Genomic DNA, 12,961 nt, shown 5'->3' with positions numbered 1-12,961 from the left:
TTATCATTTGCAGGATGCGCACTTATAACCACCCCGCCGCCGAGGATTTCGCGCTCGGGCGGCTCTTTCATGCCCTCAGCGACCCGGTCCGCCTCGAGATCGTGCGGCGCCTCGCGTCGGTCGACGAGGCCACCTGCGGCGAACTCGACGGCGGACGCCCGAAGTCGAGCGTGTCCCATCATTTCCGGATCCTGCGCGAGGCGGGTCTCGTGCGCACGCGCGTGGCCGGCACGGTGCATCAGAATTCGCTGCGGCGCGCGGAGCTGGACGCCCGGTTTCCGGGCTTGATGGAGGCGATTCTCAAGCAGATCGTCGCGGAACCCGCGCAGAGCGAGCCGGCTTGACGTCAGGGTCCGGCGTCGCGCACGCGACGATTTGCCGCTTCTATTCGCGCCAAAGCTTGCGCATCAGCGCGAGCAGCGCCGTCGGGGCCGTGCCTTTTTGACAATAACCGTCGAAATTGTGACGTGCCTTGCCGGTTTCCTTCACGTGATCCTCATCGAGCGATGTGAACGCGACAATGCCCAGACTCTGCGTCGGCAGATAGCTGCGTAGCGCGCTCGCGGTTTCATAGCCGTCGCGCTCCGGCATCATGATGTCGAGCACCACCACGTCGGGCACCCAGTCCCGCACGCAGCGCAGCGCCTGCTCGCAGCCGTCGGCGGCGCGAGCTTCGACGCCTTCATAGGAGAGATACGTGGCGAGCGCTTCGGCGGCGCCGACGTTGTCGTCGACAACCAGCACGCGCGGCAATTCGTGCAATACCCGGATCTCACGGGCGCTCCACCTTTGGCAAGTAGCGGGGGTTCGAGGCATAGGCGTGACAGCTTGCGATAAAAACATCAGCTGACAGCAAACGGCGTACCAACGGGCGGGGAATGGGTGTCACGATATCGGACGCCGCTCCTGACCGATGGCGTCACCCGGAATCACTGGCGACAACTGCCGGAACGGACGTCCGCCTTATCAACCGCATGCCACATCCGCGACGCCGCGAAACGCATGCGCCGCACCGTCCATCACGGATGGTTGTACATCGCATTCCAATCCGAACTGGAGACAGGCGCGCGTCCCGCCTCCGACGAACCGCTCGCGGTGCCGCCAAAACCCGTTGCTGCATGCCGCGCCGCGACCCGTGCTTCGGCGGCCTGAATATCGGCCGGATAGGTCGGGTCTTCACCGCGGCCCGGGTTATAGCCGGCCTGTTCGAGTTCGATCAACTCGGCACGCACTTGCGCACGAGTGACAGGCGAGTTCGTTTGGGCAAACACCGCAACCGGCGCTGCAAGCACAGCGGCAACCACAACGGCTTGAATAAGGGACTTCATGATGACGACCTCCAGACTTCGCTTTGTTCTGCTGCGAACAGCCCTGTTCGCAATTCAGTGACGACAGTCTAAAAAGGTCGGCGCTTGAGAATAAGGGCCGTGCGTGGAGAGGATTGTTCTCGAATGTGGATAAAGCGCGGTTGGGCCTCTTTATCTCGAAGCGAAGATCGGCACGCAGGCAACGCTATCGGCGTGGAAAAAGACACAGATGCGTCTTCACATGGAGATTTGCATTTCCGCACCGATGGCCGGCATAGTCGATCTGCTCGCCAGGTGCGAGGTCCACCGGCGACTTGTGCGTGGACGTCGATGGTTTAACAGCATCCGCCGGCTTGCCACTGCTGCCTGCACACGCCGCGAGGCTTGCGGCAAGGATCGCCGTCAAGGCAGATTTTTGCAGTAACGCGCGCATGTCGCGGCCTCATCATTCGCGGGAAAAGATAGCCATCCTGCTCCGCGAAGGTCGCTGCCAGCATCACGCCAATATGACAAAAATCTCATGCGGGCGGCCGCCCGATTGCCGTTTCGTCGCTACCGTATGTCCTGACATTTTTCTCATGTTCCGGTCACGATTGCACACCACCGGCGATTCACACTGGGCTCACGAATCGCCAAACGGCGGTCGTCACCCAGGAGATTTCAACATGAATGCTGCAAGACTCTTCTCTCTGTCAGTCGCCGCGCTGACGATCTTCGGCGCGGCCTCGCAGGTTGCGCAGGCACAAGGCAAGTCTCGAGCGGAGGTGAAACAGGAACTGGTTCAAGCGCAACACACCGGCGTGATTCCCTCCAGCAAGACACAATACCCGCCAGACGCCAATACGATTGCCCGCAACAAGCAGACACACGCCATTGCGTGGCATGGCGGTGAAAAGGCGCCTTCGTTGGACCAACATGACAAGCTTGCCGCGAAGTAACGACACATGCCGCCGGGACCAACATGCCCGGCGGCATGTGCGCGCCTGTCGCCGATGAACGGGGCGCCTTCACGCGTTGCGAACGGCGTCGCGTCTCGGGCGCGCCGCCATGCCGCGACTTGAGCAACCATGGTTGGGAAAGCGCAGCCAGAAACAGGTGCGCACATGTGGCCGGCTTTCGCAGCCGCACTGCCCTCCGTGGCTCGTCATGATCGACTTCACGATGGCAAGGCCCAGCCCCGTGCCCGATGCCGAACCGTGCCGCGAAGGGTCCACACGATAGAACCGCTCGAATACCCGTTCGAGATGGCGAGCTTCGATTCCCGCTCCCGAGTCCGACACGCTCACCGTGGTCGAGTCCTCCTCTTCCTTGCAGTGGATGGTAATGGTCGTCCCTTGCGGCGCCTGCACGAGCGCGTTCGAGAGCAGGTTGCTGAGCGCGCGTTGAAAGAGCAGCAGATCGGCCCACACCGTGCCCCCGCCCGTCACCTCGATCTCGACCTGCGCGTCTTCGGCCACGGTCTCGTAGTAGCCGGCGACGCGCTCAGCCTCCGCGACCGCGTCGAGTGAACGTATGGACAGCAGCGCATCAGCCTGATCGGAGCGCGCGAGGAACAGCATGTCTTCGATCATGCGCGACAGCCGCCGATACTCGTCCACACTGGATTCGATGACGTCCCGGTAGTCCTCCGCGCTGCGACGCTGTGACAACGCCACCTGAGCAGCGGCCAGCAGATTGGTGAGCGGCGTGCGCATATCATGCGCGAGATTGGATGAAAATTGACTCAGCCGGGTGAACGATTCGTCGAGCCGCGCGAGCATGCCGTTAAAGGCCTGCTCCAGTTCCTTCAACTCGCCCGACGCATGAAATTCCGGCAGCGGTTGCGCGAGACCGCTCGAAGACATCGCCTCTGCCCGGGCCACCAACCTGCGCAGCGGGAGCAGCCCCACCAGGGCGATGCCGTATGCGAACACGGCGGCTAAAAGCACACCCAATACTTCGATGGCCACCGTGGTGTAAGCGTACACGCGCAACAGCGCTTCATCGCCGGTGCCATCGTATTGAACGGCGACGAGCACCGGCGGTCCGATCCCGCCATTGAGCAACACGCTCTGCAGCAGGTATCGAAGATTCGAACCGGCGCGCGTGAGCGCCACGGGCGCACCCTTCAGTACGATTGCCGCAATCGGCGCATAGGGCTTGAACCCTGCCGTGCTCAACAGGCGTTGCCCCACCGTGTCGTAAATGCCGAGCGCCATGTGCGGATGCCCATGCAGATGGTCGATCACCGTCTGCGCATTGCCGGCAATGGCATGCACGGTCGGAATCCCCGACAGATGCGTGCGTAACGCCGCCATCGTGCTGGACATCTGCTCGATCGAACTCGACTCGAGGTGGCTGCGCAGCGCCTGATATAGCGCAAGCCCGCTCAGCGCGAGGATCGCCGACGTAGACAGGATGATGAGAGCCGTAAGCCTTGCACGCAGCGTACGTGGCACCACGCGCCTGATCAATTGCCGCCGCCGCGGTTTTCCAGCACATACCCCATGCCTCTGACGGTGTGAATGAGCTTGGGTTCGTAGGCGTCGTCGATCTTGGAGCGCAGTCGCCTGATTGCCGAATCGACCACGTTCGTATCGCTGTTGAAGTTCATGTCCCACACTTGCGACGCGATCGTTGCGCGCGGCAGGATTTCCCCTTCCTTGCGCATGAGCAACCACAGCAGCGTGAATTCCTTGGCGGTGAGCAGGATCACGTCGCTCTGCCGGGTCGCCTTACGCCGCGTCAGATCCAGTTCGAGATCGGCGACCTTCAGCAACGCGGATTCGCGTGGCTTGCCGCGCCGCAGGATCGACCTCACGCGCGCGATCAGTTCGACGAAGTCGAACGGCTTCGCAAGGTAGTCGTCGGCGCCGAGTTCCAGTCCTTTGACGCGATCTCCCACGTCGTCGCGCGCGGTGAGAAACAGCACCGGCGTGCACCGTTTGCGGCGCAGGTTTTGCAGCAGCGTCCAACCGTCCTGTCCCGGCAACATCACGTCGAGGATCAGCAGATCGTAGTCTTCCGTCTCCGCCTGATGCTGGCCCGTTACACCGTCTTGCGCCCAATCGACAACGTATCCCGCCTCAGACAAGCCCTTTCGCAAATAGGCGCCGGTCTTCGGCTCATCTTCCACCAGCAGAATCCGCATTGCCACTACCTCGAAAAAATGCCCAACCGGCGCAGCCACTGAGCGGGCGACGTTTTCGCCAGCCAGTTCGATGCAACAGCGCGCCACGACGACGAATGAGCGGCCCGGTACAGCACGGGCAAGACCAGCAATGTCAAGACCGTGGACGACAGGATCCCGCCGATGACCACCGTTGCCAACGGACGCTGTACTTCGGAGCCCGTACCGGTTGCGAACGCCATCGGCAAAAAGCCGAGCGACGCGACGAGTGCCGTCATCAGCACGGGCCGCAGCCGGGTCAAGGCGCCCTCGCGGACGGCCGCGTCCAGCGCCGTGCCTTCATCGCGCAGATTCCGGATGAACGAAATCATGACGAGTCCGTTGAGCACCGCGACACCCGACAGCGCGATGAACCCGACCGCCGCCGTGATGGACAGCGGAATGCCCCTCAACCAGAGTGACAGCACGCCGCCGCTCAATGCGAATGGAATACCCGTGAAAACTAGCAAGCCATCCTTAGCATTATTAAACATAATGAACAGCAGGACAAACACCATGAAGAGCGAAAGCGGCACGACCAGCTTCAGGCGCTCGCTCGCGCTTTGCAACTGCTCGAACTGTCCGCCCCACGACAACCAGTAACCGGACGGCACCTGGACGTCCTGACGGATCTGCTCGCGCGCGTCGGCTACGAACGATCCGACATCGCGCCCACGGACATTCGCGCTCACCACCACACGCCGCTTGCCGTCTTCGCGGCTGATCTGGTTGGGACCAGGCGCGACATCGACCGTGGCCAGTTCGGCGAGCGGCACGTAAGGCGCCTGCGCGAGCGGCACGCTGCCGCCCACCGCCGCGGCAAACGGCAATGCGATCGGCAAGCGCCTGATTGCTTCGATGTCCGAGCGAAGTTCGTCCGGCAAGCGCACGACGATATCGAAACGCCGGTCGCCCTGGAACAGCGTGCCGGTTTTCTGGCCGCCGACCGCGGCAGCGACCGTGTCCTGAATGTCGCCTACCGTGACGCCATAGCGCGCCAGTTTGTCGCGGTCCACGTTAATGGTGAGAACCGGCAAGCCGCTGGTTTGTTCGACCTTGACCTCAGCAGCGCCCGGCACTTTCTGCAAGGCCGCCGCGATCTTTTCGCCCGTGTCGCTGAGCACCGTCATGTCGTCGCCGAAGAGTTTTACCGCGACATCGCTGCGCACGCCAGAGATCAACTCGTTGAAACGGAGTTGAATCGGTTGGGAAAATTCGTAATTGTTTCCCGGCAATTCCGCAAGCACGGCTTCGATTTGCGCAACGAGTGTGTCGCGCGACTTGTTCGGGTCCGGCCATTTGTCCGTCGGCTTGAGCATGATGTAGCCGTCGGACAGGTTGGGGGGCATCGGATCCGCGGCAATTTCCGCTGTGCCCGTACGGGCAAAAACGCGCTCGATTTCCGGAAACCGTTGCTTCAACGTTTTCTCAATAGATTTCTGCATGTCGACCGATTGCGACAGACTCGTACCCGGAATGCGCAATGCGGCGACGGCCAGGTCGCCCTCGTTCAGACTCGGGACGAACTCGCTGCCCAGGCGCGCCGCGAGGCCGATACTTAGCATGACGATCAGCGCCGCGCCGGCGAACACGCGCTTCGGGCGCGCCACGCAAGCGGTGAGCAGCGGTTCATAGACGCGCCTCGCCCAACCCATCAAACGGTTTTCCTTTTCTTCGACGCGCTTGCCGATAAACAGCGCCACCGCAGCGGGGATGAAAGTAACCGTCAACAGCATCGCGGCAGCCAGCGCCATCACGACCGTCACCGCCATCGGGTGAAACATCTTTGCCTCGACACCGGTGAGCGCGAAGATCGGCAGATAGACCACCATGATGATCAGCTGACCGAATATCAGCGCGCGCCGCGCTTCCTGCGACGCGCCGAAGACTTCGGCGAAACGCTCCTCGCGGTTCAGCGGCCGGCCGGCAAGCGTCTGTGCGTGAGCTAGGCGCCGCACGCAGTTTTCGACAATCACGACCGCGCCGTCGACAATGATCCCGAAGTCGAGTGCGCCCAGACTCATGAGGTTCGCACTCACCTTCATATTGACCATGCCGGTGAAGGTCATCAGCATCGACAGCGGAATCACGAGCGCCGTGATCAGCGCCGCGCGCAGGTTGCCGAGAAAGAGGAACAGCACGACGATCACGAGCACCGCGCCTTCGAACAGGTTCTTCTTCACTGTCTGCACGGCTTTTTCAACCAGCACGGTGCGGTCGTACACGGGAATCGCGCGCACGCCTCGCGGCAAGGTTCGGTTGACGTCCTCCATCTTGACGGAGACCGCCTTGGCGACCGTGCGACTGTTCTCGCCGATCAGCATGAACACGGTGCCGAGCACGACCTCTTCGCCGTTCGAGGTCGCGGCGCCCGTGCGCAATTCACGGCCGATATCCACCTCTCCAACATCCTTGATGCGAACCGGCACGCCGCCCACGTTGGTGAGCACGACATTGGCGATGTCTTCGACCGAGCGAGCCTGACCGGGCACCCGCACGAGATACTGCTCGCCGCGTTTTTCGATATAGCCCGCGCCCACGTTGGCATTGTTACGGTCGATCGCGCGCACCACATCCGCGAGCGTCAAGCCGTGCGACATGAGCTTGGCGGGATTCGGCGCGACCCGGAACTCCTTGACGTAGCCGCCTATGGAGTTCACCTCGGTGACGCCCGGAACATTGCGCAGCTGAGGCTTGACGACCCAGTCCTGAAGCTCGCGCAAATCCACGGGTGTGTAGCGGGTTCCGTCCGGCTTGACGGCCGACGCGTCGGCTTCTACCGTCCACAGATAAATCTCGCCGAGACCCGTGGAGGTCGGTCCCATCGCCGGCGTCGCGCCGGGCGGCAGCTTGTCCCTGGCTTCCTGAATCCGCTCGTTGACGAGCTGACGCGCGAAGTAGATGTCGGTGCCGTCCTTGAAGATCACCGTGACCTGAGACAGGCCGTAGCGGGAGATGGAACGCGTCTGCGCCAGATTGGGCAGACCGGCCATCGCGGTCTCCACCGGGTACGTGATGCGTTGCTCGGCTTCGAGCGGCGAATAGCCCGGCGCCGAGGTGTTGATCTGCACCTGAACGTTGGTAATGTCGGGCACGGCGTCGATGGGCAGCTTCTGATAGCTGTACACGCCCCATCCCGCGATGGCGGCAATGGCCAGCATGACGAGCCAGCGGTGCGCGATGGCGAAGCGAATCAGTCGTTCGAACATGCGAAGGATCCTTGGAAACCGGGGCTAGGGAAAGCGGTCTGCTAAGGGCAGATCACCGCAGCTTCACGGCGACGGGGCGTCAATCTTCCTCGGCACTGCCTTTCCCGAGTTCGGCCTTGAGGACGAAGCTGTTCGCGGCGGCATACTTCTGACCCGGCCGAAGTCCTTTCACCACTTCGACGACCTTGTCGTCACGCCGTCCCGTCTCGACGGGCTGCGCGACAAAACCTCTCGGCGACTGCACGAAGATCGCGGGCGCGCCGTCGATCTCCTGCAGCGCGTCGCTCGCCACCGCGAGCGGCACGCTTTGTTTGCCGGCATCCACCGACACATTGACGAACATGCCCGGCCGCCACGCGCCGTCCGGATTCGGCAGCACCACGCGCGCCGGCGCGGTACGGGTCTGCTCGCCGAGCAGCGCGCCGACATAGCTGATCGAACCGCTCGACTTCGAGTCGAACGCGGTGGCGCTGACCGTCGCTTCGCGGCCGACACGCACATCGTTCAGGCGCTGCGCGGGCACCGCCATTTCGGCCCACACGGACGAGAGGTCGGAGAGGACGAATACCTTGGCATCCGCCGCGATCGCCTCGCCGGGCGTCACGTGCTTCTCGACCAGCGTTCCGGCAAAAGGCGCGCGCAATTCATAGCGATTCAAGGCGCCGCCCGATGGCGGCGCATTCAGCGCGGCCAGCTTCGCGCGGGCGTTCTGCGTGGCGATCTCGGCTTCACGCAACACGACCTGCGCCTGGAGATAGTCCTGCTCGGCCGAGATACGCTCCTGCCACAACGTCTTTTCGCGTTGATACGAGACTCGCGCAGCGGCGAGCCGGCGCTCCGCGCTCAGCAACTCGCTTCGGCGATCCGCAAGATCGGTGCTGGCGATGACCGCGAGCACTTGCCCCTGCGCGACCTTCTCGCCAACCGAGACATTCACTCGTTCGACGATTCCCGCCACGCGCGGCACGACGTGAGCTGTCCGATCCTCATTGAACCTGATCTCACCGGGAAGCTGGAATGTCGTGAGAATCTGCGCGGGACCGGCGCGGTCGAGACGGATTCGCGCCGCGTCGATTTGCGCCGCGCTGAGCGCGATTGCTCCATCGGCCCGCGAAAACACGAACGATGCGGATTGCCCACGCCAGTTAAGCTCAATGGTTGCGTCGAAGACATGTGGCTTCGCGATCGGTTCTGCGGACGTCAGCGTCTGACCCGCCGACGCGAATCGCAACGGCTGTATCGAACCGTCGTAGCGCTTGAGCGAACCCGACACGGCCAGGTCCTTGTCCGCGGGTTTGCCATCGATAAACGGATAGACGACGAGCCGCGCGTCGCCCGGCTTCTCGGACAGGACTACTTCGACGGCGAGCGCGCCGTGTCGGTAAACGTTGCCGCCATGCTGGCCGGGCGCAGCCGAAGGGCTTGCCGATGTTTCGATGGCGCTCGACGCGCCCGCGGTTGTCGACGGCACCCGCGTCAACGCGAACACGGCGAGCGCGACGCTCACGCCGCTGAGGGCCAACACCGTGGCGATAATGAGTTTTCTGCTCAGCATGAGAAATCCTTCAAGGTAGACGGGGTGCGCTGCCGGGCAGCGGAACGCCGACAAGCCGGCCGATTTCGGCGTAGGCCAGGTGCGCATCGGTCAGTGCCTGCACGTATTGCGACTGGACCTGAAACAGCGTGCGCTGCGCGTCCAGGACGTCGAGGAAGCTGAACTTGCCGAGCTCGTAGCCGCGCGACATCGCGTCGAGCGCCTCGCGGGCGGCCGGCAGGACATCGGTTTTCAAACGCCTTGCCTCCAGGCTCGAGCGCTCGTAGTTGGCGTATGCCTGAGTCAGATCGAGTTGCAGGCGCGCCTTTTCACTATCGAAGTCGGCACTCGCCTTCTCGGCTTTGTGTACCGATTCGAGCAGCGCACCCTGGTTGCTGTCGAACAGCGGAAGCGGAATGGAAACACCGACCACCGCCTGGTTGCCGGGCACCCCGCCGGTGACGACCCGCTTCATGCCCGCACTGAACGTGATATCGGGAATACGTTTCGCGCGCTCGACGGCGATCGCGGCGTTGCTGCGCAGCGTCTCGGCCTGCGCGGCGCGCGCGAGCGGCGCGTCGGACAGTTGGGGCAACAGTTCGGCGAGCGGTTCGAGCGCCGGCACGTTTTCGATGTCGCCTGCCACAGGGCGTCCACGCACGAGAGGACTGCCCGTCACGTTCGAGAGCTTTTCCGCGGCAATGGTCAGCCGCGACGCCGCGTTGGCCTGTTCGATCTGAACGCCGGTCGCCGCGACTCGCGCTTTGGTCGCCTCAACCGGCGACACCTTGCCCGCCCGCGCGCGTTTGTCCGCTAGCTCCGCCGATCTCGTCGCGATATCGGCCGACTCACGCGCCACTTGCAACTGGCGCTGCGCCGCGAGCAATCCGTAAAACGCGGCGATGACGTCCGAGCGCAGGGCCGCGCCGCGCGCATCGAGCGAGGCGAGCGCCACTTCGCGTCCATACGAGGCGACGTCGAGGCGCGCCTGACGCTTGCCGCCGAGTTCGACGGTCTGATTGACGAGCGCCGTCGACGTGCGCTCCATGCTACCGAACCCTTCCTGCAGCAGCGAAAGTTGCGGATTGGGGCGGGCGCCTGCTTGCATGAACGTGCCGCGCGACGCATCGGCATCGGCGCGCGCGCCGCGCAGCAGCGGATTGTTCTCGGCGGCGATACCGAGCGCCTCATCGAGCGACAAGGCGGCGCCCTCGGGCGGCGCAGCTTGTGTGGTTAGTGGTGAAGGTCGATTGTCTTGCGCCAGCGGCGCAGCGGATTGCGCGAAGGCCGGATTCACCGCGGCGATCGCTAGTGCGGCAGCCAGGTTGCGGGTAAGCATGGTGACGTGACATGTTGACGAGGTGCGACCGATGCTACGGTCCCGCCGCCATGCCAACATGGTGGAAGAATGAGATTTCCGTCATCTTCGGCGGCAGCGTGGATGAGGTCGGCGGCGCAACGTGGCCTGACCGCTAAGAAATATGGCCGCCGCGTTGTCACCCGTTGCCGCCGCGCCGCCGAGTGCTATCGCAGTGTCGCTCGTCACCGTTGCGTTCGTGCCCACGGCAACACTCCAGGTCGCACCGACTCCCGATGTGCCGTCGTTGCCGTCGATGATATTGACGATGGAGGTGTTGAGCGCGCCCAGCGCGGTGTCCACCTTGCCGAACGCGCTGCCCACGTCGGCGGCTGCGCCGGTCGAGCCGCCCTACTGAAAAAAAGAGACGATTGGCCAGAAATGCTGCTCTTCCCACCGCCCCTGGCTAACTCCGAAGTCACGACCGAGCGGCCCGTCACCGCGCTCATAACAATGCGATAGATAGTATTCGCAAATAAAATATCCAGTCGAACCAACGTCAGCCAGCTGAAGGCCTGCAGCACGAGCGTCGCCAGCGCCGGCCGATCCCGCCCGTACTGCCGTGGCTCATTGCCTGCGAAGGAACATCCAGAAACGCTGATAATTCGCGCGCTCCTCGACAGCCGACCCCAGCTGCCGGCACTCGACATGAATGCCTCGTGCGGGAGCGTTTTTCACGAATTCATCGATCATTTCGCGCACGTCGGGGTCGATGAAATCCGCGCGGCTGCCGTCGAGTATCACCGTGGCGTGATCGGGAATCGCCTTCAGATGTTCCTTGAGGCTGACCTTCGCGAGAAACGACACGTCCTTGCGCAAGGACAGCAGGAAGTGGTCGTCATGCTGCGCCATGGTGATTGGCCGCCGCATGTGCGCATGAATAGCGAACGCGACGCTGCACACGATCCCGAGCACGATGCCCATCAACAGGTCGGTCAGCAGCACGCCGGCGATCGTCACGATGAAGGGTGCGAAACGCGCGAAGCCTTGTCTCGCGGCATTCGCGAACATCGACGGTTTGGCGAGTTTCAGCCCCGTGAAGATCAGAATGGCGGCGAGACTCGCGAGTGGAATCAGATTGATCACCGCTGTCAGCGCGAACACGCTCACGAGCAGCAACACGCCATGCACGACGGCCGACCAGCGGCTTTGCGCACCCGCTTCGACGTTCGCGGAACTGCGGACGATCACGGACGTGATCGGCAGGCCGCCGATCGCACCGGCCACGATGTTGCCGATACCCTGCGCCTTGAGTTCGCGATCCGGCTGCACAGGGCGTTTCTTCGGATCGATTTGCTCGACGGCTTCGAGACTGAGCAGCGTTTCCAGACTCGCGACGATCGCGATCGTCACTGCCAGGCGCCAAACGTCCGGGTTCAGCAAGTGCGTCAATTCAGGCCAGTTGAACACCTTGTCCAATGCCGCAAACGAGGCCAGCGACGGCAGCGACACGCGATGCTCGAGCGGCGGCGCGAACGCCGGAGCAACGAAGTCCAGCAACAGCGTGACCGCAATACCGAACAATACGACTGCCAGCGGCGCGGGCACATGGCGCACGAAAGCGAAGCGTCGCGCGGACCTGGTTTCCCAACTGGCGAGGATAGCCAGCGATACGAGCGCAATCGCGCATGCGGCCACGGACATCGCGCCGAACGGCGTGACGACCGTGCCGCTCGTGACGCTCGCGCTGCCATTGGCGAGACCTGCCGCGAGCGGTGCCTGTTTGATGATGAGCAACAGGCCGATCGCCGCCAACATGCCTTTGATGACGGAAGACGGCACATAGGCGGCAAAGCGGCCCGCCTTGAGCAGGCCGAATCCGAACTGCATGGCGCCCGCGAGCAGAACCGCAATCAGGAACGAGGAAAAACTGCCGAGCCTCGTCATCCCGTCGACGACGATCACCACCAGCCCGGCCGCCGGACCGCTGACGCTCAGATGCGACCCGCTCAGCAAAGCGACGACTATACCGCCGATGATGCCGGAAAGCAGGCCGGCGAACGGATCGACGCCGGATGCATTGGCAATGCCGAGACATAACGGAAGTGCGACGAGAAAGACGACAGTGCCGGCAAACATGTCGCGGGGAAACGATGCAAACTGTTCGCGTAGATTCATGATGATTGTGTATCCAGACGTTTCGTACGAGCCCACGATCAACGGGACTTTCGGGAGACAGGCACTTGAAACAGCGCAAGTCGGTTACCTGAATTTAATGGCAACAAGGTGCGTGTGCATGACTAACAAATGAGAAGTCCGTCACGTATGCGTGATGCTCAATGAGCTTGATGAAACAGATCTATGAGCGAGCAGTTGCGCGACGCAGCGAACGGGACGCTCTGTCGGATGTGGGTGTCGTTGATGCTGAACAGGCCGCTGAGATGACGACCCGGAACATGCCTTCAA

General features: G+C 63.0%; 11 protein-coding genes and 1 pseudogene. 3 read left to right on the top strand and 9 right to left on the bottom strand.

Annotated elements, in window-relative coordinates; translation table 11 throughout:
• Window positions 1-14: 14 nt before the first annotated feature.
• Window positions 15-344 (top strand): ArsR/SmtB family transcription factor, encoded by a 330-nt coding sequence (locus tag PQR54_RS10340; RefSeq protein WP_408245286.1) that lies wholly within the window; start codon window positions 15-17, stop codon window positions 342-344.
• Window positions 345-384: 40 nt separating this feature from the next.
• Here PQR54_RS10340 and PQR54_RS10335 read toward each other — a convergent pair whose 3' ends face one another.
• Both PQR54_RS10335 and PQR54_RS10330 read right to left on the bottom strand, forming a co-directional pair.
• The gene (locus PQR54_RS10335; protein ID WP_012426285.1) at window positions 385-816 is read right to left on the bottom strand and encodes a response regulator; all 432 of its coding nucleotides are present in this window, start codon (window positions 814-816) and stop codon (window positions 385-387) included.
• Between the two features lie 203 nt (window positions 817-1,019).
• On the bottom strand, window positions 1,020-1,328 hold the full coding sequence (locus PQR54_RS10330) for a DUF4148 domain-containing protein (RefSeq protein WP_408245285.1): 309 nt from the start codon (window positions 1,326-1,328) through the stop codon (window positions 1,020-1,022).
• A 644-nt stretch (window positions 1,329-1,972) separates the two neighbouring features.
• Here PQR54_RS10330 and PQR54_RS10325 point away from each other — a divergent pair.
• Window positions 1,973-2,245, top strand: coding sequence for a DUF4148 domain-containing protein (locus tag PQR54_RS10325; protein ID WP_408246041.1), 273 nt, complete (start codon window positions 1,973-1,975; stop codon window positions 2,243-2,245).
• Window positions 2,246-2,314: 69 nt separating this feature from the next.
• Here the strand turns inward: PQR54_RS10325 and PQR54_RS10320 are convergent, their stop codons facing one another.
• The 5 genes from PQR54_RS10320 to PQR54_RS10300 all read right to left on the bottom strand — a co-directional run bounded on the left by PQR54_RS10320 (window position 2,315) and on the right by PQR54_RS10300 (window position 10,537).
• A complete protein-coding gene (locus tag PQR54_RS10320; RefSeq protein ID WP_408245284.1) occupies window positions 2,315-3,760 on the bottom strand; it encodes a heavy metal sensor histidine kinase in 1,446 nt (481 codons plus the stop codon).
• A complete protein-coding gene (gene irlR, locus PQR54_RS10315; protein WP_408245283.1) occupies window positions 3,757-4,437 on the bottom strand; it encodes a heavy metal response regulator transcription factor IrlR in 681 nt (226 codons plus the stop codon). Before irlR ends, PQR54_RS10320 begins: the two co-directional genes overlap by 4 nt.
• A gap of 5 nt (window positions 4,438-4,442) precedes the next feature.
• Window positions 4,443-7,664, bottom strand: a complete 3,222-nt coding sequence (locus PQR54_RS10310; protein ID WP_408245282.1) for an efflux RND transporter permease subunit — start codon at window positions 7,662-7,664, stop codon at window positions 4,443-4,445.
• A gap of 79 nt (window positions 7,665-7,743) precedes the next feature.
• Entirely contained in the window at window positions 7,744-9,219 is a 1,476-nt protein-coding gene (locus PQR54_RS10305) for an efflux RND transporter periplasmic adaptor subunit (RefSeq protein ID WP_408245281.1), read from the bottom strand.
• Between the two features lie 10 nt (window positions 9,220-9,229).
• Window positions 9,230-10,537, bottom strand: a complete 1,308-nt coding sequence (locus PQR54_RS10300) for a TolC family protein (RefSeq protein ID WP_408245280.1) — start codon at window positions 10,535-10,537, stop codon at window positions 9,230-9,232.
• Window positions 10,538-10,679: 142 nt separating this feature from the next.
• Between PQR54_RS10300 and PQR54_RS10295 the strand changes: the two genes are divergently transcribed.
• On the top strand, window positions 10,680-10,913 hold the full coding sequence (locus tag PQR54_RS10295) for a hypothetical protein (protein WP_408246083.1): 234 nt from the start codon (window positions 10,680-10,682) through the stop codon (window positions 10,911-10,913).
• Between the two features lie 25 nt (window positions 10,914-10,938).
• Here PQR54_RS10295 and PQR54_RS10290 read toward each other — a convergent pair.
• Window positions 10,939-11,205: pseudogene (locus PQR54_RS10290) on the bottom strand (ESPR-type extended signal peptide-containing protein); the annotation flags it as partial.
• Window positions 11,123-12,673, bottom strand: a complete 1,551-nt coding sequence (locus tag PQR54_RS10285; protein ID WP_408245279.1) for a SulP family inorganic anion transporter — start codon at window positions 12,671-12,673, stop codon at window positions 11,123-11,125. The pseudogene PQR54_RS10290 and the gene PQR54_RS10285, both read right to left, overlap by 83 nt.
• Window positions 12,674-12,961 lie beyond the last annotated feature (288 nt).

It is taken from the genome of Paraburkholderia phytofirmans (assembly GCF_046028095.1).
Lineage (GTDB): Bacteria > Pseudomonadota > Gammaproteobacteria > Burkholderiales > Burkholderiaceae > Paraburkholderia > Paraburkholderia phytofirmans_A.
Note: the sequence above shows the minus strand (reverse complement) of the source record. Positions and strands in the feature narration are given on the sequence as shown.

What these genes read in the sequence shown, in the direction of transcription:
- PQR54_RS10335 (WP_012426285.1), bottom strand. Translation starts at nt 816, where the DNA reads ATGCCTCGAACCCCCGCTACTTGCCAAAGGTGGAGCGCCCGTGAGATC.
- PQR54_RS10300 (WP_408245280.1), bottom strand. Translation starts at nt 10,537, where the DNA reads ATGCTTACCCGCAACCTGGCTGCCGCACTAGCGATCGCCGCGGTGAAT.
- PQR54_RS10325 (WP_408246041.1), top strand. Translation starts at nt 1,973, where the DNA reads ATGAATGCTGCAAGACTCTTCTCTCTGTCAGTCGCCGCGCTGACGATC.
- PQR54_RS10330 (WP_408245285.1), bottom strand. Translation starts at nt 1,328, where the DNA reads ATGAAGTCCCTTATTCAAGCCGTTGTGGTTGCCGCTGTGCTTGCAGCG.
- irlR (WP_408245283.1), bottom strand. Translation starts at nt 4,437, where the DNA reads ATGCGGATTCTGCTGGTGGAAGATGAGCCGAAGACCGGCGCCTATTTG.
- PQR54_RS10310 (WP_408245282.1), bottom strand. Translation starts at nt 7,664, where the DNA reads ATGTTCGAACGACTGATTCGCTTCGCCATCGCGCACCGCTGGCTCGTC.
- PQR54_RS10305 (WP_408245281.1), bottom strand. Translation starts at nt 9,219, where the DNA reads ATGCTGAGCAGAAAACTCATTATCGCCACGGTGTTGGCCCTCAGCGGC.
- PQR54_RS10340 (WP_408245286.1), top strand. Translation starts at nt 15, where the DNA reads ATGCGCACTTATAACCACCCCGCCGCCGAGGATTTCGCGCTCGGGCGG.
- PQR54_RS10285 (WP_408245279.1), bottom strand. Translation starts at nt 12,673, where the DNA reads ATGAATCTACGCGAACAGTTTGCATCGTTTCCCCGCGACATGTTTGCC.
- PQR54_RS10295 (WP_408246083.1), top strand. Translation starts at nt 10,680, where the DNA reads ATGGCCGCCGCGTTGTCACCCGTTGCCGCCGCGCCGCCGAGTGCTATC.